Genomic DNA, 20,869 nt, shown 5'->3' on the forward strand with positions numbered 1-20,869 from the left:
AGAGCGTGCCGACACGGCTCGCGTGTGTCACTGCAGAGCAGGGCCGCGAAAAGAACGGACCAGCAAAGACACAGGCGAGAGAGCGGATGGCAAGGGGGGAAGGTCCAGGATTCTGTTGCCAGGCTCCTGGGGGCCCCGCCTTACGCGGCTAAGCGCAAGGGCTTAAGTTTCGGTTACCCGAGCTGCTTACGCAGCCAGAGCCACCGGAGCACGGTTGTCGTTGGCAACTGTACTTTTGGACCGATAACGGTGGTACCTCACCGAGCGAAAGCTGGCCTCTTTAGACGTTCGTCGATCCTGTTTCGGCCCCCTCCGCGCCCAACGAGCGAGTATTGGTGGAGCCGCCGGGTACCGCCCCCGGGTCCGATCCGCGTATTACAGGTGCGTTTATCGCCATAGTCCGGGCGAACCCGAACAGCTTGGATATAGGCGGCTCCGGGATGCTTCGCAAGCCTTCTGGCGGTCATTGGGGGCTGTGGGGCGGCGTTTGGTCGGCTAGGTGCGCAGATGTGTTGGCAGGGCGAAGATGGGGGGAAAGCCCAAGGCACGGGTAATGCGGGGCTGTGGACAAAGCGAAGTTAGGTTCAGGCTCAGAGCAGGCGCCGGAACCCAGAAGATGTCGACACCAAGAAGATCTGCGCATCGTGCGGGCGTCGGCATCGTGACGGTGCGAGAAAAATGCAAAGGCCCGCGCATCCAGGCGCGGGCCTTTCGGGATCGTCATGAGGCAGGGATCAGAACCCGGCTTTGATCGCCTCGAACTCCTCGATCATCTTGGTGCGGAATTCGGTCGGCACCGGGGTCTGCGGCAGCAGCGTGGTGGTGACCGGGTCGACATAGGCGGCCTTCAGCTCTTCTTCCGGCACCGTTTTCATCGCGGCGTCATTGGCCAGCGCATAGCCCAGCACCTCAAGCAGCGGCGCGGCCGATGTGGGCGCGAGCAGGCTGTTGATGAAGTCATAGGCCTTGTCTTCCTTGCCGGGGCCATCCTTCAGGTTCACATAGCCGCAGAACCAGGTCGTGGCCCCTTCGGTCGGGCTGCGGTTGAAGCCGACGGGGAAATTCTCGCCCTTCAGCGTGGCGACACCGTCATTCCAGGACCAGGCGATCAGAACCTCGCCGGTGGCCATCAGCTGAGCCATTTCGGCCGGGTCGGACCAATAGGCCCGGACATTGGGGTGAACTGCGCGCAGCCAGTCGGCGGCGGCCTGGAACTGCTCATCCGTCACATTGTCCCAGGAGGTCAGCCCGGTGGCAAGGAAGGCCAGCGACCAGACATCATCGGTCGAATCGGGCAGCGAGATGCGGCCTGCATATTTCGGATCGGCAAAGACCTGCAACGAGGCCACATCGGCCTCCGGCACGTCCTTGGTGTTATAGGCAATGGCGGTATAGGCGTAATCGGTCGGGATGAACCAGGTGCCCTCGTCATCGGTGAAAATCTTGGATTCGAGCATCCGCTTCGGGATATTGCCGAATTCCGGGATCTTGCTGATATCCCAGGGCTCGATCAGGCCGGCCTCACGATAGCGCCCGACATGGGCGGCACAGGGGTGGGCGACATCGGTCTTGAAGCCCGAGGACACTTTCTGGAAGGCCTCGTCATCATCGGCAAAGAAGGAATAGGTCGGCTTCTGGCCGTTCTTTTCGACATAGCCGGTCAGGACGCCGTCAATCTCCCATCCGGCCCAGTCCAGCACCGTCATTTCGGAATCGGCCGCGAAAGCGGGCAGGGCGACGGCCAGCGCGGCTCCGGTCAACAGGGTCGTGCGAATGGTCATGGAGGCTCCTTGCCTGAAGGGTGAAAAAGGTTGCATCAGGGCGATCGCCCCGCGAATGGTGAAACGCTAAGCGAGGGCCGGTGACGGCTCAAGGCAAAATTCTGCCCGCTGCATGGCGATGGCGCAAAATCGCCGCGTTTGATCAAAATATGCACAAAGGCGACATGGTGGGTGACGCAGCCGGGTTGAAGCTGCGGCGGGGGCATTGCAGGATCGCCCGCAACAGGGAGTTCACATGATGACCAATGCCACCGCCGGGATCGGCCTCGATCTTGATTTCGTCCGCAGCCAGTTCCCGGCCTTTGAGACCGCAGCCCTGCAAGGCCAGGCCTTCTTTGAAAATGCAGGCGGGTCCTATACCTGCAAGCCGGTGATCGACCGCCTGTTTCGTTTTTATCATGAGCGAAAGGTGCAGCCCTATGCGCCCTATCAGGCCAGCACGCTGGGTGGCGAAGAAATGGACGAGGCGCGGGCGCGTTTGGCCGCGTTGATGGGGGTTGCAACCGAGGAAGTGTCTTTCGGGCCCTCCAGCAGCGCCAATACCTTTGTTCTGGCCAATGCGGTGCGGCAATGGCTGAAGGGGCAAAAGGCCGCCATCGTGGTGACCAACCAGGATCACGAGGCCAATTCCGGCGTCTGGCGTCGTCTGGCCGATGAGGGGATCGAGATCCGCGAATGGCGCATTGACCCCGAGACCGGCCATCTGGATCCGGCCGATCTGGCGAAATTACTGGAAGATAGCGCGGTCAAGCTCGTCTGCTTCCCGCATTGTTCAAATGTGGTGGCCGAGATCAATCCGGTGGCCGAGATCTGCGCCATGGCCAAGGCGGCGGGTGCCTTTACCTGCGTCGATGGCGTGAGCTACGCCCCGCATGGCTTCCCCGACATGCAGGCGCTGGGGGCCGATGTCTATCTGTTCTCGGCCTATAAAACCTATGGCCCGCATCAAGGGATCATGGTGATCCGTCAGGGCTTTGGCGATGTGCTGCCCAATCAGGCGCATTTCTTCAATGGCGGGGTGCTTTACAAGCGCTTCACCCCGGCGGGCCCGGATCATGCGCAGGTCGCGGCAAGCGCGGGTATGGCCGATTATGTCGATGCGCTTTACGCCCATCATTTCGGCGGTGCAAATGCCACGCCTGCTGCGCGCAACAATGCGGTACATGATCTGATGCGGGCGCATGAAGTGGCGCTGTTGCAGCCGCTGCTTGACATGCTGGCTGCGCGCAACGACCTGCGACTGATCGGGCCGCGCCGGGCCGAGGGGCGGGCACCGACGGTGGCGGTTGCGCTGGATCGTGCGGCGCTGCCGGTGGCAACTGCGCTGGCCGATCATGGCATCATGGCGGGGGGCGGTGATTTCTATGCCGTGCGCCCGCTGGAGGGCTTGGGCGTCGATCGCGAGAAGGGCGTGCTGCGGCTGAGCTTCGTGCATTACACCTCGCAGGCCGAGGTCCATCAGTTGATGACCGCGCTGGACAAGGTGCTGCAGGCCTGAACGCCATGAGGATTGCCGTGCGCGCCCTTGCCGTCGGGCGCGCGCGGACTTGCGTCGATAGACAAGGGGCCTTCAGGTCCACCTGACCGGGGCTTGCCGGTTTTCCGTGCTGTGACCTTCGTGCTGCGTCCGGCTGTGGGGAAACACTCTTTCCATCACCCCGCCCGCCCCTTATGGTGAGGGGGAATTGCAAGAGGTGCTTCATGGCCCGCACGATCGACTATGGCAACCTGATGCATCGCGCGATGCGCGGGCTTATCCAATCCGTGCTGGAGGATGTGGCGCAGAACGGTTTGCCGGGCGCGCATCACTTCTTCATCACCTTCGACACCCAGCATCCCGATGTTGCCATCGCCGACTGGCTGCGCGCGCGCTACCCCGAGGAAATGACGGTGGTGATCCAGCATTGGTTCGACAATCTGGAGGTTACCGACGACGGGTTCTCGGTCACGCTGAACTTCGGCAACAGCCCGGAGCCGCTGGTGATTCCCTTCGATGCGGTGCGCACCTTTGTCGATCCTTCCGTCGAATTCGGCCTGCGGTTCGAGACCCATGCGGATGAAGATGACGACGAGGAAGAGGATGACGAAGCCGACGCGGCCGAGGCCGACGACAGCCCGGCCCGCCCTCATGAGGCCGAGGTAGTCAGCCTGGACAAGTTCCGCAAATAAACGATCTTGCATCGAAAAATCACGGGTCGGCCGTCGCTGGGGCGCGGTCCAGGGGAGGATGGCGATTTTTCGGCGAAAAATCGGGGCAGGGCCCATCATCCTATCCGGGATCTCATCTAGCATGTTAGCGGTATACATTCGTATGCTGATTGATTTCTGACGGGGCCGCGCCTAGAAGGGGCATGAATTTTTCCCGGAGGCTTGCGCATGACCGCCACCCGCACCGAAACCGACAGCTTTGGCCCGCTTGAGGTTCCCGCCGACAAGTATTGGGGCGCGCAGACGCAGCGTTCCATCATGAACTTCCCCATCGGTTGGGAGCGTCAGCCCGTCGCGATCATCCGCGCGCTGGGCGTCATCAAGAAAGCCTGTGCGCTGGTCAATATCGGGCAAGGCGATATCTCCAAGGAATTGGGCGAGGCGATTGCCGCCGCCGCGACCGAGGTGATCGAGGGCAAGTTTGACGACAACTTCCCGCTGGTGGTCTGGCAGACCGGCTCGGGCACCCAGTCCAACATGAACGCGAACGAGGTCATCTCGAACCGCGCGATCGAGATGCTGGGCGGGGTGATGGGCTCCAAAAAGCCGGTCCATCCGAATGATCATGTGAATATGGGCCAGTCGTCGAATGACACTTTCCCGACCGCGATGCATGTGGCCATCGGCATGATGGCGCGCGATGTGCTGATCCCGGGCCTGGAAAAGCTGCATAAGGCGCTGGTCGCGAAATCCGAAGAATTCAAGGATATCATCAAGATCGGCCGCACCCATACCCAGGATGCGACGCCGCTGACCTTGGGTCAGGAATTTGGCGGCTATGCCAAGCAGGTCGAGAAGGGCATTGCTCGCGTGAAGGCCTGCCTGCCCGATATCTATGAACTGGCGCAGGGCGGCACCGCTGTCGGCACCGGGCTGAATACCCGCGTGGGTTGGGATACCCGCGTCGCCGCGCAGATCGCCGAGATCACCGGCCTGCCTTTCGTCACCGCCCCGAACAAGTTCGAGGCCCTGGCCGCGCATGATGCGATGGTGATGTTCTCGGGCGCGCTGAAAACCGTGGCGGCATCGCTGTTCAAGATCGCCAATGACCTGCGTCTGCTGGGTTCGGGCCCGCGTTCGGGTCTGGGCGAGCTGATCCTGCCGGAGAATGAGCCGGGCTCGTCGATCATGCCGGGCAAGGTCAACCCGACCCAGGCCGAGGCGCTGACCATGGTCTGCGCCCATGTCATGGGCAATGACGCGGCGGTGGGATTCGCCGGCAGCCAGGGCCATTTCGAACTGAACGTCTACAACCCGATGATGTCCTATAACGTGCTGCAATCCATGCAGCTTCTGGGCGATGCGGCGGGGTCGTTCACCGACAATATGGTGGTTGGCACCCAGGCCAATGTGGCCCGTATCGACAAGCTGATGAAGGAATCGCTGATGCTGGTGACGGCGCTGGCACCGACCATCGGCTATGATAACGCGACCAAAGTGGCCAAGACTGCCCACAAGAACGGCACGACGCTGAAGGAAGAGGCGATTGCGCTTGGTCTGGTGGATGCCGAAACCTTTGACCGCGTGGTGCGTCCCGAAGACATGATCGGCCCGAAAGGCTGATCTCCCATGGCCGAGGTCGTCAATCTGAACCAGATCCGTAAGGCCAAGGCGCGGCAAGAAGCCCGCGCCGAGGCGGATGCGAATGCGGTGAAGTTCGGACGCACCAAGGCACAAAAAGCGCGCGAGGCGGCGGATGCCGCCCGCGCGAAATCCGAATTGGACGGCAAGAAGCGCGACAGCGAGGCCGAGTGATCGGTTGAAGCGGGCCTTCGACTGTGCGGATCTTCATCGCTGTTTCTTTGCCGGTGCCCGCCACCATTTTCGTCGCGGTTCTCGTCCGGGCAAATTCGGCCGCCCCCGCCAATGCCAAAGCCGATCAAGGCTTTACCGCCGGAGCATATCTTGATGCCCACGCGTCCCCAGAAACACTCGCTGACCCTGCGCGGCCACCGCACCAGCGTCTCGCTGGAGGCGGAGTTTTGGGACGGTTTCCGTGCGCTTGCCGCCGCGCGTGGCATGGGGTTGAACGAGTTGGCGGTGGAAATCGACGAGATGCGCGGCGGTGACAGCGGTCTTGCCACCGCGATCCGGCTGGCGGTGCTGCGGTTCTATCGCGACCGCGCCTGACTTTACGCTTCTTGAGGGGCGCACGGGCGGGCGCATGGTCGCCGGCTTTCGCGCCTGATCCTGCTTTCCGCAAGGAAAGGCTTGAGAAAGCGCCGGGCTTGCGGAATCATCTGCCTTCGAGACGCCAGACAAATTGCGTGGGCAGACAAGTGCGCGGGCGGAGGTGTGCATGACGGTGCTGACGACGGCGCAGGGGCAGGCGGATCTGCCCCGCTATTTTGCGCAGGTTCTGCGGGTGCTGGAACGACTGCAGGCAGGGCGGCTTGATTTCGTGCTGCCCGACGGGCGTCGTTTTCGCGCAGAAGGCTCTGCGCCCGGCCCGCAGGCCGAAATCATCGTGCGCAATCCCGATGTCTTCGCGCGGCTGATCCGCGAGGGCGATCTGGGCTTCAGCGACGCCTATGTTGAGGGCGAATGGGATACACCCGATCTGCAGGCCTTCATGGATCTGGTGCAGCAGCCGGCGAATAATGCGGTGAATGACGGCTTTCCCGGCATGGGTCTGATCCGGGCTTATGAGCGGATGCGGCATTGGATGCGCGGCAATTCCCGCCGTCAGGCGCGCAAGAATATCTCGTTCCATTACGATCTGGGCAATGACTTTTACGCGCTCTGGCTGGACCGGACGATGACCTATTCCTCGGCGCTGTTTCGCGATCCGCGCGAAAGTCTGGAAGCTGCGCAGATCGCCAAATATGCCTCGATGGTGGACCGGATCGGGGCGCAGCCCGGCGATCACCTGCTGGAGATCGGCTGTGGATGGGGCGGATTTGCCGAATATGCGGCGGGACAGCGCGGGCTGCGGCTGACCTGCCTGACCATCTCGCAGGAACAACATGATTACGCGCAAGCGCGAATGCAGCGGGCGGGCCTGTCGGACCGGGTGCAGATCCGGATGCAGGATTATCGCGACGAGCAGGGGCAATATGACGGTATCGCCTCGATCGAGATGTTCGAGGCGGTGGGTGAACAATATTGGCCGGCCTATTTCGCCACGCTGCGCGACTGCCTGAAGCCCGGCCGCAATGCGGTGCTGCAAATCATCACCGTGCCCGATCATCGGTTCGAGACCTATCGACGTGGCGTTGATTTCATTCAGAAATACATCTTTCCGGGCGGGATGCTGCCCTCGCCGCGCGCCTTGCAGCACGAGGTGGCGCAGGCGGGCTTGCGCCTTGCCGGGTCGCTGGAATTTGGTGAAAGCTACAGCCAGACCCTGCGGCGCTGGTATGCCGGTTTCAATGCCCATTGGCCGGAGGTGCGGGCCTTGGGATTTGATGATCGCTTTCGCCGGATGTGGAATTTCTACCTGACCTCTTGCGCGGGTGCCTTTCAGGGCGGAAACTGCGACGTAACGCAGGTGACCGTGACGCGGCCCGCCTAAGGCCCGCGCGCAAGGATTGGACAGAATGCCGACAGCCGGAAAACTCGCAGGGGCGATCTTCTTTACAGCCCTCGCCTATCTGCTGTCGCTGATGGCGTTCCGCCAATCCGGGCTGTCGCAAGTGCCGGATATGTTCTTTGTGATCTGTAGCTTGATCGGCGCGGGCTGCGGCTGGCGTGTCATGGGCAGCCGGGCCGAGGCCCCCGCGCGCGATGCGCCAAGTTCGGGTGTGCTGACTGTGGTCTTCATCGTCGTGCTGGCGCTGTTGTTCTTTGCCATGCGCGAGATGCTGATCCGGTCGATGAACCATATCTATCGCGGCCCGATCGAAGGGCTGATTGGGGCCTTCGATATCGCGGGCGACTACGCCATGATGCTGGCGACTCCGGCCTTTGGCGCCACGATGGTGGTGGGCGGCATCGCCTGCGGGGTGTTGGCGGGTATGATCGGGCGGCGCTGGCCGTGAGCGATCTGTTCTTTTATGGCACATTGTGTCACGCCGCCCTGCGTGCTGCCGTTCTGGGCCGTGAGGCGGAGGTGACGGCGGCAGAGCTGCCGGGATATCAGGTTCTCTGGTCGGCGGATGGCGCGTGGCCGGTGCTCCGCCCGACTGCGGGCGCGATCGCACAAGGGGTGCTGCTGCGCGATGCCAGTGCCGAGGATCTGGCGCGGCTGGATTATTACGAGGGCGGCTTTGGCTATGAAACCCATGCGCTGCCTTTGGCGCAAGGCGATCCTGCGCTGGTCTATCTGCCCCCCGACGGGGCAGCGGTGGCAGGTCCGTGGGTTCTGGCCGATTGGGTGCGCGACTGGGGGCCGGTGGCGGTTGCGACCGCAGGCGATGTGATGGCGCTGATGGGACAGCGCCCCGCCGCCGAGGTGGTGCGGCGTTATTCCCAGATGCTGGTGCAGGGCGCAAGCCGGCTGCGGGCGCAGGGTGCGGCATCCACAACGCTGCGCCATCATGCGACCCCTGATGATCTGGTGATCGATCGCTACAGCCAACCCTATGCCAATTTCTTTGCGGTTGAGGAGTTTGATCTGCGCTATCGCCGTTTTGATGGCACAATGAGCGCACGGATCAATCGCGCGGTCTTTGTGTCGGGGGATGCGGTGACGGTGCTGCCTTACGATCCAATGCGTGACCGCGTGCTGCTGATCGAGCAATTTCGCGCCGGGCCGATGGGGCGCAGCGATCCGCAACCCTGGTTGCTGGAGGCGATTGCCGGACGGGTCGATGCCGATGAAACCCCCGAACAGGCTGCCCGCCGGGAGGCGGTGGAGGAGGCAGGCCTGACCCTTGGCGCGCTGGAACCAGTCGCGGGCTATTATCCGACGCCGGGCGCGAAAAGCGAATATCTCTATTCCTATGTCGCGCTGTGCGATCTGCCCGACGGGATCACGGGTGTCTTCGGCGTCGAGGGCGAGGCTGAGGATATTCGCGGCCATCTGGTGGAATTCGCGGATCTTATGGATCTGGTCGCGCGCGGCGAAGTCAACAATGCGCCGCTGCTGATCTCGGTTCTGTGGTTGCAACGGGAACGCGCACGGCTGCGGGCCGCAAGGTAGGGGGCCAGCCCCCCCTCGGCGCGTCCCGCGCCTCACCCCCTAGGATATTTTAGACAGAAAATGGACCTCAGGGGCCGTAGATCCGGGCCTGGGGCGGCACTTCGGTCAGGATGTCTTGCAGGATGGCCAGAAAGGCGGCTTCGGCGCGGTTGGCACGCGCCTTTGGGTCAAAGGCCAGATGCACGTCAATGGCGGGCGGGGATTTGAAGGGCGGCAGGCGCCAGAGCCTGCGGTGTTGCAGATCGTCCTCAACCACATGCAGCGGAAGGGGGCCGATGCCAAGGCCTGCCACGATCATACGCCGCACCTCTTCCAGATGGGTGGATTGGCCAACCGGGCCGGTCAGGCCCGCTTGCTGGCGCAACTCGGTTACCGCTGAGAGCGCATCCCCCATGCGGTCTGTCTGGAAGCTGACGGCAGCATGACCCGCCAGATCGGCAAGCCGCAGGTCTGTGTGTCCGAAGAGCCGATGGCCGGGGCCGCAGAACAACCCGAAAAATTCGCGGTAGAACAGCACGGTTTGCAAGGGGGGCGCCGGGTCCGACAGCAGGCAGATCGCAAGGCTGGCCCGGCCCTGCGCGGTGCGCGCCAATGCCTCGCGCGAGGGCAGCACATCGATGGAGAGCGTGGCCCTGGGATAGCGGCTGTGGAAGCGGCGCAGGCCTTCATCCAGCAGCGGCGAGACCACATGTGAGGCCAGTGCCAGCGTCACCTCGCCCGCGACCTCGCCCGCAGCCTCGGCCATGGCCTGTGCGGCACGCAGGATGGCGGCGCGCACGGTCTCGGCCTCTGGCAGCAGGGCAAGCCCTTGCGGGGTCAGGGAAAACAGCCCCGGACCACGCTCGATCAGCCGATGACCACAGCGATCCTCAAGCCGTTTCAGGGCCTGACTGACCGAAGGTTGCTTCAGCCCCAGACGGTCGGCAGCGGCGGTGACCGATCCGGCCTCGGCCAGCGCCAGAAAGACGCGCAGCAGGCTCCAGTCCAGATCACGAGCGAGTTTTTCGGCGGGTGTCAGGCGCATGGCCTTATTGATAAATCCAATAAGTGCGATTTCAACTATCTATTTTGCCTATGTCCTTTCCCGCGCCAATATGGGGCAAATCCCGCCGTCTGGAGATCGCGATGAGCCATCTGTTTTACCTGTCTTCTGCCGCGCGGCCGGTGCTCGACCGCGCCGAGGGGATCTATATGTGGGATAGGTCGGGGCGGCGCTTTATCGATGGGTCATCCGGCGCGATGGTCAGCAATATCGGCCATTCCAACCCCAATGTTCTGGCCGCGATGCGGGCGCAGATGGATCGGTCGACCTTCGGCTATCGCCTGCATTTCGAGACCGAACCGAGCGAGAGGCTGGCCGCGAAACTGGCCGCCCTCAGCCCCGCGGGGATGGAGAAGGTCTTCTTCGTCTCCGGCGGGTCGGAGGCGGTGGAATCGGCGATGAAACTGGCCCGGCAATGGGCGGTGGCAACGGGCCAAGCCAGCCGGTGGAAGGTGATCTCGCGCTTTCCCTGCTACCATGGTTCGACGCTGGGGGCGCTGTCGGTCACCGGCTATGACCCGCTGACCGATCCGTTCCGCCCGATGATGGTGGAGATGCCCAAGATCCCGGCGCCACGCGCCTGGCTTGACGGGCTGGACCCAGATGACCCGGCGACCGGCGCGCATTACGCGGCAATGCTGGAGGCAAAGATCCTGGCTGAAGGCCCCGAGACCGTGCTGGCCTTCATCCAAGAGCCGGTCGGCGGTGCCTCGACCGGGGCGCTGGTGCCGCCTGCGGGCTACATGCAGGCGGTGCGCGCGATCTGCGACAAATACGGCATCCTGCTGATCCATGACGAGGTGATGAGCGGCGGTGGCCGGGTGGGGCAGTTTCTGGGCGGTGATCTTTGGGGGATTACGCCCGATATCGTCGCGATCTCCAAAGGCTTTGGCGCGGGCTATGTGCCGCTGGGCGCGATGGTGGCGCGGGCCCGAATCGTGGATGCGGTGCAGGAAAGGGGGGGGTTCCTGCATGGCCATACCTATGCCGGTAACCCGCTGGCCTGTGCGGCGGGCCTTGCCGTGCTGGAGGAGATCGAGCGACAGGACCTGCTGCGCAATGCCCGCGACATTGGCGCGCTGTTGAAAACCCGTCTGAAGAACCTGATGCAGCGCTATGGATTCATTGGCGATGTGCGCGGCGAAGGGCTGCTGTTGGCCTTTGAGTTTGTTGCTGATCGGGAAACAAAAGCGCCGCTGCCGCGCACGATGAATGCCTATGACGATCTGGTGGAACGTGCCTATGCCGAGGGGCTGATCATCTATTCACGCCGCACGCGCGGCGGCTATGAGGGCGATCATTTCCTGGTCTGCCCGCCGATGATCACCACCGCGCCACAGGTCGACGAGATCATGGAGAAACTGACCCGCGCCCTTGACGGATTTGCCAGTGCCCATGCAGGGCAATTGCCATGAAGATCATCATTTCCTGCGCGATCACCGGCTCGATCCATACGCCCAGCATGTCGCCGCATCTGCCCTTTACAGGCGCGGATATTGCAGCGCAGGCGGTGGGGGCAGCCCAGGCGGGGGCTGCGATCCTGCATCTTCATGCCCGCGACCCGGAAAACGGTCGCCCCTCAGCCGATCCCGCGCATTGGCGGGGATTTTTGCCTGATATTTCAAGGCAAAGCGATGCCGTTATCAATATGACCACCGGCGGGTCGGCGGTGATGACGCTCGAACAGCGGCTGGCCGCGCCAGAGGTGTTCGCCCCCGAGATGTGCAGCCTGAATATGGGCACGATGAACTTCGCGCTGTATCCTATGGCGATGAGGCCGCGCGACTGGCGCTTTGACTGGGAAGAACCCTTCCTGCGCGGCAGCGATGATCTTGTGTTCAAGAATACCCCGCGTGACATCGAGGCGGTGCTGACGCGGATGGGGGCCAAGGGCGCGCGGTTTGAATTTGAATGCTATGATATCAGCCATCTTTATATGCTGCGCCATTTCATGGATCGCGGTTTGATCGAAGGGGCACCCTTCCTGCAATTCGTGATGGGCGTGCTGGGCGGCATCGCGGCCGAGCCGGAGCATCTGGTCCATCTGCACCAGACCGCGCAGAAATTGTTTCCAGATCATCACTGGTCGGTTCTGGCGGCAGGGCGGCGTCAGATGGAGTTCGCGGCCATTGCCGCAGCGATGGGCGGCCATGTCCGCGTCGGGCTGGAGGATAATCTTTACCTCGGGCGCGGGGTGCTGGCGCGTTCCAACGCCGAGCAGGTGGAAAAGGTTCGGGGTATTGTCGAGGCCTTGGGTCGTGAGGTCGCAACGCCCGATGAGGCGCGCGCCATGCTGGGCCTGAAGGGCAGGCAGGTCTTCGCATGACGGCGGTGATCTATCGGGCGGCGCAGTCTGCGGATGCCGCGGTGGTGATGGCCGGGCTGCGCGGTCTTGCGGATGCGATGGGTGATCCCTTCCATCTGGACCCGGGCCAGCTGGACCTCGCCTTGGCGAAGGGCGCAGCCCGGGCGATGCTGGCCTGTTCTGGGCAGCATGTGCAGGGCATGGCGCTTTGGTCGCCATTCCTGTCGACCTTGCGTGGCGCGACAGGGGCTTTTGTCACCGATCTATGGGTTGATCAGGGCGCGCGGTCGGGTGGTATCGGGCGGGGCTTGCTGGCATCGGTGCGCGATCAGGCAGCGGCAGAGTTCGGCCCGGTTTTCCTGCGCCTTGGCGTCTATGCCAACAATCCGCGCGCCCACGCCTTTTATGCAAGGCTGGGCTTTTCAGAGAATCCGCAAGATCATTGGCTGACGCTGGAAGGCGCGGCATTGGAGGCGTTATGAAAGCCTATCTCGACGCAAGGCAGGCTCTGCACGATCCGCAGATGTTCATGGCCAATGGAATGCGCCAGCCCAACCCGGAAAAGCCGGAGCGGATCAAGGTCCTCCATGCCGGGGCCGAGGCTGCGGGGGCGGTGTTTGATACCCCGCGCGATTTCGGCATGGGGCCGCTGGCGGCCGTGCATAGCGCCGAATATCTGGCCTTCCTGCAGACCGTCCATGCCCGCTGGTCGCGCATCGAAGGGGCCGCAGATGAGGTGATTCCCAATATCCATCCCGACCGGCGCGGGGCGAATTATCCAAAATCGGTGCTGGGGCAGGCGGGCTATCATCAGGCCGATACGGCCTGCCCGATTGCGGCGGGCACCTGGGAGGCGGCCTATTGGTCGGCCCAGACCGCGCTAACGGCCGCGGCGGCGGTGGCGGGGGGCGAACAGGCGGCCTATGCTCTGTCGCGCCCGCCGGGACATCACGCCTTTGCCGATCTGGCGGGCGGCTTTTGCTTTCTGAACAATTCCGGCATTGCCGCCGAATGGCTGCTGTCACAGGGGCTGCGGCCCGCGATCCTTGATGTCGATGTGCATCACGGCAATGGCACGCAGGGGATGTTCTACCATCGCCGCGATGTGCTGACCGTCAGCCTTCATGCCGACCCGGACCGCTTTTACCCGTTTTTCTGGGGGGCCGCGCAAGAGCGCGGCGAGGGGGAGGGGATGGGCTTCAACCTGAACCTGCCGCTGGCGCGCGGCACCGATGATGCGGGCTATCAGGAGGCACTGGCGGTTGCCCTGACGCGGATCCGGGCCTTTGGGGCCGATGTCATCGTGGTGGCTTTGGGGCTGGATGCGCATGAGGATGACCCGTTCAAGGGCTTGCGCGTGACCACCGAAGGCTTCACCCGGATCGCGGCCGCGATTGCGGGCCTTGGCCTGCCGCTGGTCGTGGTGCAGGAGGGCGGCTATCTGCAACCCAGCCTGGGCGCGAACCTGACCGCCTTCCTGCGCGGGACCTGAGGGGGGCTATTCCTCCAGCAGACCCCAGCCATCGGGGGTGAAATCGTATTTCAGCGCAATTTCGGTCGCGATCTGCTCATGTTGCCAGATGGTTTCGGCGCTGATCTTCAGCGGGCCGATCTCGGCATCGAGCAATTCATCCTCGTCATCGCGATGGGTGCGGAAGCCGCGCGCCTCCAGCGCCTTCTGCACCGCATCCCATTTCGCATCCACATCCTCGGGGTAGAATTGATAGGTGATGGTCGCGAGTTTGGGAGCGTCCTTGGCGAAGGCCTCGAAACTGTCGAAGGTTTCGGCTTTCTGCGCTTTGTAATCGTGGCTCATCCTGGCCTCCATTTTCGCCCCTGATGCCCGAGGCCGGGGCGCGGCGCAAGGCCGCCTTGCTGTCAGCCGTTCAGCACGGCCATGGCGGCGGCGTGAACCTCGGGGGAAGAGGCCGCAAGGACGCGTCCACCCTGATGCGCGGGGCGTCCATCCCAGCCGGTCATCCTGCCGCCCGCCGCCTCGATCACCGCGATGGGTGCTTGCACATCATAGGGTTGCAGCCCGGCCTCGACCACAAGATCTATATGGCCTGCAGCCAGCAATGCATAGGCGTAGCAATCGGTGCCATAGCGGGTCAGCCGGCATTGGCTGGCCAGCCGATGGAAGGCCGCCCCTTCCTCGGGCGTGCCCACCTCGGGGAAGGTCGACATGATGAGGCAATCCTTCAAGGCGCGCGGCGCGCGGGTGCGCAGGCCCCGCGTCCAATGCGGGCCGGTCATTTCGGCGCGGCCAAAGCCCCCCTCGAACCGCTCGCCGATATAGGGCTGGTCGATCAGCCCGTAGATCGGGCCGCCTTCATCCGCGACCGAGATCAGCACCCCCCAGGTCGGCGTGCCGCTGAGGTAAGAGCGTGTGCCGTCGATCGGATCCAGCACCCAGGTCAGACCGGATGTGCCGGTCGTGGTGCCCATTTCCTCGCCCAGAATGCCGTCCTGCGGGCGGCGAGCGGCCAAAATCTCGCGCATCTTCTGTTCCGACAGGCGGTCGGCCACGGTGACGGGATCGAAGCGGTCTGCTTCCTTGTTGTCGGCGGTCAGGTCTGCGCTGCGGAAATGCGACAGGGTTGCCGCCCGCGCCGCATCCGCCAGCGCATGGGCCACGGCGATCAGTTCGGCCTGCAGGCCTGCATCAAGGCGCACCCCGTCATTTGCTTCGCTTGCCATTGCCCAACCTCCCGCTGCTGCTGTCTGACCAAGGGCTAGCCGTGCTGGTGCGCCGGGTCAATTGCGCGACAGCGGATCGGAAAGGGACGAGGCCATAAATAAACCGCCCGGGGCAAAGGCTCCGGGCGGTTGTGACGGGTCTCATGCGGCCGCTGCCCGATGGACAGGGCGTGGACGTTTCCGCCGATCAGGCCGCGTCGCTGAGAACGCGGGCCAGATCGAACAGACGGCGGCGCTGTGCCTCCGGGATCGCGTAGTAGGAGCGCACCAGTTCCAGCGCCTCTTTGTCGGCGAGGATGTCGCCCTCGACCGAGGTCGGTGTCTCGCGCGCCTCGTCGATGCCTTCGAAGAAGAACCCGATATTGACGCCCAGCGTTTCAGCAATGTCCCAAAGGCGGGAGGCGGAGACGCGGTTCATCCCGGTCTCATATTTCTGAATCTGCTGGAACTTGATGCCCACACTATCCGCCAGCTGTTGCTGCGTCATACCAACCATCCAACGACGATGGCGGATTCGCTTCCCAACATGGGCATCTACCGGGTGCTTCATAACTAAGGTTCCCTCTCATACTATCCCGGTCAAAGCCGGTCAGGCCAACGCAGCCTCAGGGTGTAAGGCTAATCCGACTTTCCCCTGTTTTCCACTTCCTGATACGCCAATTGTGAAAATTGTGGGGCAAGTTTCTATACAAATGGATAACAGGCGGGAAATACACCATATTTTCCTTATTCCCTTTTGTGGAAATTGCACGTTCTTTTTTTGGCAATGGTGGGTTAGATCAAGGCGCATGGTCAAAATGCCTTAGGTCATCGGCATTTTGACATAGAATCACTTGCCTATGTGATCGGAGGACATTCGATGCGTGCGTTTCAGGTCACCACCCTCGGTCGGGCCCCACAATTTCAGCAGGTGACCCTGCCGGAACCCGCCGCGGGCGAGCTGCGAGTCGCTGTCAAAGCCTGCGGGTTGAATTTCGCCGATCTGTTGATGATCGAGGGCCGTTATCAGGAACGTCTTCAGCCGCCCTTCACCCTGGGCATGGAACTTGCGGGGGTGGTGACCGCGATCGGGCCGGGCGTTGCAGGTTTTGCCTTGGGCGATCGGGTCGCGGGGTTTGCCGGGCAGGGGGGTCTTGCGACCGAGGCCAATGTCGCTGCCGCACGCTGCCTGCGCCTGCCAGATGCGATGGATTTTGCGACGGGTGCCGCGTTTCAGATCGCCTATGGCACCTCGCATCTGGCGCTGGATCACAAGGCGCGTTTGCTGCCGGGCGAAACCTTGTTCGTCACTGGTGCAACAGGCGGGGTGGGGCTGACCGCGGTGGAGATCGGCAAGCGCATGGGCGCGCGCGTGATCGCATCGGCGCGGGGGGCGGAGAAGCTGGAGATCGCGCGCCTCGCCGGGGCCGATCATCTGATCGACAGCGATAGCGAGGATCTGCGCGGCCAACTGAAGGCGCTTGGCGGGGTGGATGTGGTCTACGACACCATCGGTGGCCCGGGTTTTCACGAGGCCTTGCGGGCGACAAGACCCGAGGGGCGGCTCTTGGCCATCGGCTTTGCCGGGGGCGAGGTGCCGCAGGTGCCTGCAAACCTGCTGCTGGTGAAAAATCTTTCGGTGATGGGCCTTTACTGGGGCGGCTATCTGGCCTTCCGGCCCGAGGTCTTGACCGCCAGCCTTGCCGCGCTTGCGGGCTGGATTGCGGCGGGGGATCTGCATCCCCATATCGGGGCACGCCTGCCTTTGGATCAGGCGGCCGAGGCGCTGGAACTGCTGCGCAGCCGCCGGTCCAGCGGCAAGGTCGTGGTGACGGTCGATTGAGAAGGTGACGGCGGGGTGAAACGGCCGCCCGTTAACGCAAACACACGGTTGCGTGAGATGGTGACACATTCCTCGTAATTGCGACGGATCATCCCAAATCTGACGTGAAACCGAATGGACCTGACCTGCGTTGTCAGGGCAAGGTCTTGAACGGTCAAATTTGTTTCTGGCCGCTGGCGGGGGCACATCCGCCGGGTCATGAGGGAGAGTCGCACATGTCAAGCTATGCCAATCTGCCCGCCCCCAGTCCCGAACAGGGGCTGAACCGCTATTTGCAGGAAATCCGTAAATTTCCGCTTCTGGAACCGGAAGAGGAATACATGCTGGCCAAGGCCTGGGTGGATCGTCAGGATTCCAACGCGGCCCATCGTCTGGTGACCAGCCACCTGCGTCTGGCCGCCAAGATCGCCATGGGCTATCGTGGCTATGGTCTGCCGCAAGCCGAGGTCATCTCGGAGGCCAATGTCGGACTGATGCAGGCGGTGAAGCGTTTCGATCCTGAAAAGGGCTTCCGTCTGGCGACCTATGCGATGTGGTGGATCCGCGCCTCGATCCAGGAATATATCCTGCGGTCCTGGAGCCTGGTGAAGCTGGGCACCACCTCGGCGCAGAAGAAACTGTTCTTCAATCTGCGCAAGGCCAAGGCCAAGGTCGGCGCATTGGAAGAGGGCGATCTGCGCCCCGAAAACGTTGCCGCCATCGCTCAGGCCCTTTCGGTGACCGAGACCGAAGTCATTGACATGAACCGCCGTCTGGCGGGGTCGGATGCCTCGCTCAATGCCACGATCGGCGGCGATGGTGAAGGCAGCAGTCAATGGCAGGACTGGCTGGAGGATGAAGACAGCGATCAGGCTGGCGAATATGCCGAGCGCGACGAGATGGATGCGCGCCGGGCGTTGCTGGCGCAGGCGATGGCCGTGCTGAATGAACGCGAGCGCGATATTCTGGTTCAGCGCCGCCTGTCGGATGAGCCCGTCACGCTGGAGGATCTGTCCGAAAGCTATGGCGTCTCGCGTGAGCGGATTCGCCAGATCGAAGTGCGTGCGTTTGAAAAGCTGCAGAATCGGATGCAGGAACTGGCGCGCGGCAAGGGGATGTTGGCCAGCGCCTGAACCTGCCGCGCCACGGCTTTGCAGTCGGGTTGCTGCACCGGGGATTTGTGCTACGGACCCGCATCCAAGCCTTGCGCCAAGCGCATGGGGCGCGGGCGCTGTCCGGCGCAGGCCCCCCTGACGTCACGGGTATCACGCCAGATGCGCGGAGCAATTCCGCACCGACCGCGTGACCCCGACCGGGTTGCCCACATGCCAGGCGCGCGGAGCGGTTATCGCCCCGCCCCTATCCCTCAGCCGCCCTTCTTCGCAGGGCGGGCGATTGTCTGACGGCTCATCCGCGAAGATGCACACCGAAGTTCAGAAAGGGGCGGCCCCATGCCGCCCCTTTTTCCTTTGGCGGTCTGGTTGTCGTCCTGGTCGCGCCATGGGCGGGTTTCGCCGCGTTGCAGCCCTGCATTGCAAATGTGACTTTGGAGGGGCTTTACTTTGCGTCGCTTTTCCTGTCCAAAGCGTCGTATTCCTGCCGCGATGCGGCGGTGCAGCAATGGGGCGGCGGTGCGGTGGCAAAGCATGGCTTGCGGGCGTTGATCCTTGGGGCTGCTGTCATTACCAAGGGCGCAAACGGATCAAGGACAGTGACATGACAAAGCCGACCGACGCCCATCTGTCGATGCTCGACACCTTCATCAAGCCGATGCACCCCGAGGGCTTCAAGTTTGTCGGCATCTTTGCCGTCATCACGCTGGTCCTGTTCTGGATCTGGACGCCGCTGGGCTGGATCGGCACCGGGCTGACGGTCTGGTGCTATTATTTCTTCCGCGATCCCAAGCGCGCCGTGCCGCAGGGCGAAGGGCTGATGGTCTCGCCCGCAGATGGCATCGTGTCGCTGATCGAACGCGCGGCCCCGCCGCCGGAACTGGGCATGGGCCACGCGCCGCTTCTGCGGGTGTCGGTCTTCATGTCGGTGTTCAATTGCCATGTGAATCGCGCGCCCATCGCGGGGCGGCTGGTGAAAATGGCCTACCGTCCCGGCAAGTTCTTCAATGCTTCGCTCGACAAGGCCTCCAGCGACAATGAGCGCAACAGCCTGTGCCTGGAATTGGCCGATGGTCGCCAGATTGCCGTGGTGCAGATCGCGGGGCTGGTGGCCCGCCGCATCCTGCCCTTCGTGTCCGAAGGGGAGAGCCTGAAAACCGGGCAGCGCTTCGGCCTGATCCGCTTTGGCAGCCGGGTCGATGTCTATCTGCCCGAAGGGGTGGTGCCGCTGGTGGCGCTGGGCCAGAACTGCGTCGCAGGCGAGACCGTGATTGCCGAACTGGGCCGCGATCTGCCGCAACGCTTTGCAAAGATGGTCTGACCAGATGCAAGCGCCGCGCCCGCGCCGGATGTCCATTCTGGGGCTTTTGCCCAATATGCTGACGGTCGGCGCGCTTTGCGCCGGGGTCACTGCGATCCGCTTTGCCATCGAGGGGCGCTTTGCTGCCGCGCTGATCCTGATCTTTCTGGCAGCCATCATGGATGGGCTGGACGGGCGGCTGGCGCGGCTGTTGCGCAGCGAAAGCCAGATCGGGGCCGAACTCGACAGCCTGTGCGATTTCGTGAATTTCGGCGTGGCACCCGGGCTGATCGTCTGGCTTTGGGCCTTGCAGGACATGCGGGCGGCGGGCTGGATCGCGGTGCTGATCTATGTCGTCTCCTGTCTCTTGCGTCTGGCACGCTTCAACATCGGTCATCGTGCGATTGATTCCACCGCAGAAAAGACGGGCTTTCAGGGCGTGCCCTCGCCCGCTGGGGCGCTTTTGTGCTTTCTGCCGATGTTTGCGGCCTTCGCCACCGGGGCCGAGCCATTGCATGGCGGGCTGGTCGCGATCTGGATGGCGCTGGTCGGGGCGATGATGATCGGGCGCTTCCAGACCCCTTCTTTCAAGAAGCTGACCTTCGAGGCGCAATATGTGCGCTATGTCGTCGTGGCCTTCGCAGCCCTTCTGGCGGCGCTTCTGGCCTATCCATGGGCCACCTTGGTGGCGATGGATCTGATTTATCTCTGCATTATCGCGGTGAGCCTCGTCCGGCGCGCCCCCAAGTCGCAAAAGGACCCCAAGGATGGAGCTTGAAGCCGTCGCCAAATCTTATGCCCGCTGGGCCCCGGTGTATGACCGGACCTTCGGTGCGGTGACCCATGCCGGACGGCGGCGTGCCACGGGCTTTGCCAATGCGGTGGGGGGAACGGTGCTGGAGGTGGGTGTGGGCACCGGCCTCGCGCTGCCCTTCTATGCGGCCCATATGAAGGTGACGGGGATCGATTTTTCTGAAGACATGCTGGCCAAGGCGCAGGAAAAGGTGGCCGCGCAGAAGCTGGGCCATGTCAAGGAATTGCGCCAGATGGATGCGCGCGAACTGGATTTCCCGGACGCCAGTTTCGACAGCGTCTGCGCGATGCATATCCTGTCGGTGGTGCCCGAGCCCGAACGGGTGATGACCGAAATGGCGCGGGTCTGCAAACCCGGCGGTCATGTGCTGGTGGTCAATCACTTCGCCGCCGAAGGGAAGGGTTTCATGGCGCGGCTGGAACGCGCGGCGGCCCCCCTGTCCGATTTGCTGGGCTGGCACAGCGATTTCTCGCGCGCCCGCATTCTGGGCGATGCACGGCTGGAACTGGTCGAGGAAGATGGCCTGCCGCCGATGGGCATGATGACCTATCTGCGCCTGCGTCGCCGCGACTGAGCGCGTCGCATCTGAAACAGCAAAACGGGCGGGCCGCAGGTTCCGCCCGTTTTGCGTTGATCCGAAGCGTTGATCCGAAGCGTTGATCCGAAGCGTTGATCCGAAGCGTTGATCCGAAGCGTTGATCCGAAGCGTTGATCCGAAGCGTT

22 protein-coding genes and 1 other RNA gene are annotated in these 20,869 nt (G+C 63.2%); 17 read left to right on the forward strand and 6 right to left on the reverse strand.

What is annotated here, in order from left to right; all coding sequences use genetic code 11:
- Positions 1-101: 101 nt before the first annotated feature.
- Both ssrA and GBJ34_RS00435 read right to left on the reverse strand, forming a co-directional pair.
- Positions 102-455: a transfer-messenger RNA gene (ssrA, locus tag GBJ34_RS00430) on the reverse strand.
- Between the two features lie 279 nt (positions 456-734).
- Entirely contained in the window at positions 735-1,781 is a 1,047-nt protein-coding gene (locus GBJ34_RS00435) for an ABC transporter substrate-binding protein (protein WP_151717278.1), read from the reverse strand.
- Positions 1,782-2,016: 235 nt separating this feature from the next.
- Here GBJ34_RS00435 and GBJ34_RS00440 point away from each other — a divergent pair, with 235 nt between their 5' ends.
- From GBJ34_RS00440 to GBJ34_RS00475, 8 genes are all read left to right on the forward strand, one after another.
- Positions 2,017-3,279 (forward strand): aminotransferase class V-fold PLP-dependent enzyme, encoded by a 1,263-nt coding sequence (locus GBJ34_RS00440; RefSeq protein WP_226340994.1) that lies wholly within the window; start codon positions 2,017-2,019, stop codon positions 3,277-3,279.
- A gap of 203 nt (positions 3,280-3,482) precedes the next feature.
- Positions 3,483-3,950: an SspB family protein gene (locus tag GBJ34_RS00445; RefSeq protein WP_151717279.1), complete on the forward strand. Its 468-nt coding sequence runs from the start codon at positions 3,483-3,485 to the stop codon at positions 3,948-3,950.
- Positions 3,951-4,157: 207 nt separating this feature from the next.
- Positions 4,158-5,552, forward strand: a complete 1,395-nt coding sequence (fumC, locus tag GBJ34_RS00450; RefSeq protein ID WP_151717280.1) for a class II fumarate hydratase — start codon at positions 4,158-4,160, stop codon at positions 5,550-5,552.
- Positions 5,553-5,558: 6 nt separating this feature from the next.
- A complete protein-coding gene (locus tag GBJ34_RS00455; protein WP_151717281.1) occupies positions 5,559-5,744 on the forward strand; it encodes a DUF4169 family protein in 186 nt (61 codons plus the stop codon).
- Between the two features lie 153 nt (positions 5,745-5,897).
- Complete coding sequence (locus tag GBJ34_RS00460) at positions 5,898-6,119, forward strand: ribbon-helix-helix domain-containing protein (protein ID WP_151717282.1); 222 nt, start codon at positions 5,898-5,900, stop codon at positions 6,117-6,119.
- 169 nt (positions 6,120-6,288) lie between these two features.
- Complete coding sequence (locus GBJ34_RS00465; RefSeq protein ID WP_151717283.1) at positions 6,289-7,503, forward strand: SAM-dependent methyltransferase; 1,215 nt, start codon at positions 6,289-6,291, stop codon at positions 7,501-7,503.
- A 25-nt stretch (positions 7,504-7,528) separates the two neighbouring features.
- Positions 7,529-7,969, forward strand: coding sequence for a TrgA family protein (locus GBJ34_RS00470; RefSeq protein WP_151717284.1), 441 nt, complete (start codon positions 7,529-7,531; stop codon positions 7,967-7,969).
- Positions 7,966-9,072 (forward strand): NUDIX domain-containing protein, encoded by a 1,107-nt coding sequence (locus GBJ34_RS00475; RefSeq protein WP_226340995.1) that lies wholly within the window; start codon positions 7,966-7,968, stop codon positions 9,070-9,072. Before GBJ34_RS00470 ends, GBJ34_RS00475 begins: the two co-directional genes overlap by 4 nt.
- 67 nt (positions 9,073-9,139) lie before the next feature.
- Here the strand turns inward: GBJ34_RS00475 and GBJ34_RS00480 are convergent, their stop codons facing one another.
- Complete coding sequence (locus GBJ34_RS00480; RefSeq protein WP_151717285.1) at positions 9,140-10,096, reverse strand: LysR family transcriptional regulator; 957 nt, start codon at positions 10,094-10,096, stop codon at positions 9,140-9,142.
- 101 nt (positions 10,097-10,197) lie between these two features.
- On the opposite strand from GBJ34_RS00480, the gene GBJ34_RS00485 reads away from it, so the two are divergent.
- The 4 genes from GBJ34_RS00485 to GBJ34_RS00500 are packed head-to-tail and all read left to right on the forward strand — an operon-like array spanning position 10,198 to position 13,911.
- On the forward strand, positions 10,198-11,529 hold the full coding sequence (locus GBJ34_RS00485) for an aminotransferase family protein (RefSeq protein ID WP_151717286.1): 1,332 nt from the start codon (positions 10,198-10,200) through the stop codon (positions 11,527-11,529).
- Entirely contained in the window at positions 11,526-12,440 is a 915-nt protein-coding gene (locus GBJ34_RS00490; protein WP_151717287.1) for a BKACE family enzyme, read from the forward strand. Before GBJ34_RS00485 ends, GBJ34_RS00490 begins: the two co-directional genes overlap by 4 nt.
- Entirely contained in the window at positions 12,437-12,901 is a 465-nt protein-coding gene (locus GBJ34_RS00495; protein ID WP_151717288.1) for a GNAT family N-acetyltransferase, read from the forward strand. Before GBJ34_RS00490 ends, GBJ34_RS00495 begins: the two co-directional genes overlap by 4 nt.
- Positions 12,898-13,911, forward strand: a complete 1,014-nt coding sequence (locus tag GBJ34_RS00500) for a histone deacetylase family protein (RefSeq protein WP_151717289.1) — start codon at positions 12,898-12,900, stop codon at positions 13,909-13,911. The genes GBJ34_RS00495 and GBJ34_RS00500 overlap by 4 nt, the downstream gene beginning before the upstream one ends.
- Positions 13,912-13,917: 6 nt before the next feature.
- On the opposite strand, the gene GBJ34_RS00505 is transcribed toward GBJ34_RS00500, so the two are convergent.
- From GBJ34_RS00505 to GBJ34_RS00515, 3 genes are all read right to left on the reverse strand, one after another.
- Complete coding sequence (locus GBJ34_RS00505; RefSeq protein WP_192931064.1) at positions 13,918-14,235, reverse strand: ribonuclease E inhibitor RraB; 318 nt, start codon at positions 14,233-14,235, stop codon at positions 13,918-13,920.
- A gap of 62 nt (positions 14,236-14,297) precedes the next feature.
- Positions 14,298-15,119 (reverse strand): histidinol-phosphatase, encoded by an 822-nt coding sequence (gene hisN / locus GBJ34_RS00510; RefSeq protein WP_151717291.1) that lies wholly within the window; start codon positions 15,117-15,119, stop codon positions 14,298-14,300.
- Between the two features lie 187 nt (positions 15,120-15,306).
- Complete coding sequence (locus GBJ34_RS00515; protein ID WP_151717292.1) at positions 15,307-15,669, reverse strand: helix-turn-helix domain-containing protein; 363 nt, start codon at positions 15,667-15,669, stop codon at positions 15,307-15,309.
- Positions 15,670-15,978: 309 nt separating this feature from the next.
- Here GBJ34_RS00515 and GBJ34_RS00520 point away from each other — a divergent pair, with 309 nt between their 5' ends.
- From GBJ34_RS00520 to GBJ34_RS00540, 5 genes are all read left to right on the forward strand, one after another.
- Positions 15,979-16,941, forward strand: a complete 963-nt coding sequence (locus GBJ34_RS00520) for an NADPH:quinone oxidoreductase family protein (protein ID WP_151717293.1) — start codon at positions 15,979-15,981, stop codon at positions 16,939-16,941.
- 215 nt (positions 16,942-17,156) lie between these two features.
- The gene (rpoH, locus tag GBJ34_RS00525; RefSeq protein ID WP_151717294.1) at positions 17,157-18,053 is read left to right on the forward strand and encodes an RNA polymerase sigma factor RpoH; all 897 of its coding nucleotides are present in this window, start codon (positions 17,157-17,159) and stop codon (positions 18,051-18,053) included.
- 583 nt (positions 18,054-18,636) lie between these two features.
- Positions 18,637-19,353, forward strand: a complete 717-nt coding sequence (locus GBJ34_RS00530; RefSeq protein WP_151717295.1) for a phosphatidylserine decarboxylase — start codon at positions 18,637-18,639, stop codon at positions 19,351-19,353.
- 4 nt (positions 19,354-19,357) lie between these two features.
- Positions 19,358-20,110, forward strand: a complete 753-nt coding sequence (locus GBJ34_RS00535) for a CDP-alcohol phosphatidyltransferase family protein (RefSeq protein WP_151717296.1) — start codon at positions 19,358-19,360, stop codon at positions 20,108-20,110.
- Positions 20,100-20,720, forward strand: a complete 621-nt coding sequence (locus GBJ34_RS00540; protein ID WP_151717297.1) for a class I SAM-dependent methyltransferase — start codon at positions 20,100-20,102, stop codon at positions 20,718-20,720. Before GBJ34_RS00535 ends, GBJ34_RS00540 begins: the two co-directional genes overlap by 11 nt.
- Positions 20,721-20,869 lie beyond the last annotated feature (149 nt).

The sequence above is a fragment of the Gemmobacter serpentinus genome (assembly GCF_008973825.1).
GTDB lineage: Bacteria > Pseudomonadota > Alphaproteobacteria > Rhodobacterales > Rhodobacteraceae > Gemmobacter > Gemmobacter serpentinus.

Excerpts from the sequence above, each read along its gene's own strand:
- GBJ34_RS00480 (WP_151717285.1), bottom strand. The coding sequence starts at position 10,096 with ATGCGCCTGACACCCGCCGAAAAACTCGCTCGTGATCTGGACTGGAGC.
- GBJ34_RS00460 (WP_151717282.1), top strand. The coding sequence starts at position 5,898 with ATGCCCACGCGTCCCCAGAAACACTCGCTGACCCTGCGCGGCCACCGC.
- GBJ34_RS00470 (WP_151717284.1), top strand. The coding sequence starts at position 7,529 with ATGCCGACAGCCGGAAAACTCGCAGGGGCGATCTTCTTTACAGCCCTC.
- GBJ34_RS00485 (WP_151717286.1), top strand. The coding sequence starts at position 10,198 with ATGAGCCATCTGTTTTACCTGTCTTCTGCCGCGCGGCCGGTGCTCGAC.
- GBJ34_RS00520 (WP_151717293.1), top strand. The coding sequence starts at position 15,979 with ATGCGTGCGTTTCAGGTCACCACCCTCGGTCGGGCCCCACAATTTCAG.
- fumC (WP_151717280.1), top strand. The coding sequence starts at position 4,158 with ATGACCGCCACCCGCACCGAAACCGACAGCTTTGGCCCGCTTGAGGTT.
- hisN (WP_151717291.1), bottom strand. The coding sequence starts at position 15,119 with ATGGCAAGCGAAGCAAATGACGGGGTGCGCCTTGATGCAGGCCTGCAG.
- rpoH (WP_151717294.1), top strand. The coding sequence starts at position 17,157 with ATGTCAAGCTATGCCAATCTGCCCGCCCCCAGTCCCGAACAGGGGCTG.
- GBJ34_RS00540 (WP_151717297.1), top strand. The coding sequence starts at position 20,100 with ATGGAGCTTGAAGCCGTCGCCAAATCTTATGCCCGCTGGGCCCCGGTG.
- GBJ34_RS00445 (WP_151717279.1), top strand. The coding sequence starts at position 3,483 with ATGGCCCGCACGATCGACTATGGCAACCTGATGCATCGCGCGATGCGC.
- GBJ34_RS00490 (WP_151717287.1), top strand. The coding sequence starts at position 11,526 with ATGAAGATCATCATTTCCTGCGCGATCACCGGCTCGATCCATACGCCC.
- GBJ34_RS00535 (WP_151717296.1), top strand. The coding sequence starts at position 19,358 with ATGCAAGCGCCGCGCCCGCGCCGGATGTCCATTCTGGGGCTTTTGCCC.
- GBJ34_RS00515 (WP_151717292.1), bottom strand. The coding sequence starts at position 15,669 with ATGAAGCACCCGGTAGATGCCCATGTTGGGAAGCGAATCCGCCATCGT.
- GBJ34_RS00465 (WP_151717283.1), top strand. The coding sequence starts at position 6,289 with ATGACGGTGCTGACGACGGCGCAGGGGCAGGCGGATCTGCCCCGCTAT.
- GBJ34_RS00440 (WP_226340994.1), top strand. The coding sequence starts at position 2,017 with ATGATGACCAATGCCACCGCCGGGATCGGCCTCGATCTTGATTTCGTC.
- GBJ34_RS00455 (WP_151717281.1), top strand. The coding sequence starts at position 5,559 with ATGGCCGAGGTCGTCAATCTGAACCAGATCCGTAAGGCCAAGGCGCGG.
- GBJ34_RS00495 (WP_151717288.1), top strand. The coding sequence starts at position 12,437 with ATGACGGCGGTGATCTATCGGGCGGCGCAGTCTGCGGATGCCGCGGTG.
- GBJ34_RS00500 (WP_151717289.1), top strand. The coding sequence starts at position 12,898 with ATGAAAGCCTATCTCGACGCAAGGCAGGCTCTGCACGATCCGCAGATG.
- GBJ34_RS00435 (WP_151717278.1), bottom strand. The coding sequence starts at position 1,781 with ATGACCATTCGCACGACCCTGTTGACCGGAGCCGCGCTGGCCGTCGCC.
- GBJ34_RS00530 (WP_151717295.1), top strand. The coding sequence starts at position 18,637 with ATGACAAAGCCGACCGACGCCCATCTGTCGATGCTCGACACCTTCATC.
- GBJ34_RS00505 (WP_192931064.1), bottom strand. The coding sequence starts at position 14,235 with ATGAGCCACGATTACAAAGCGCAGAAAGCCGAAACCTTCGACAGTTTC.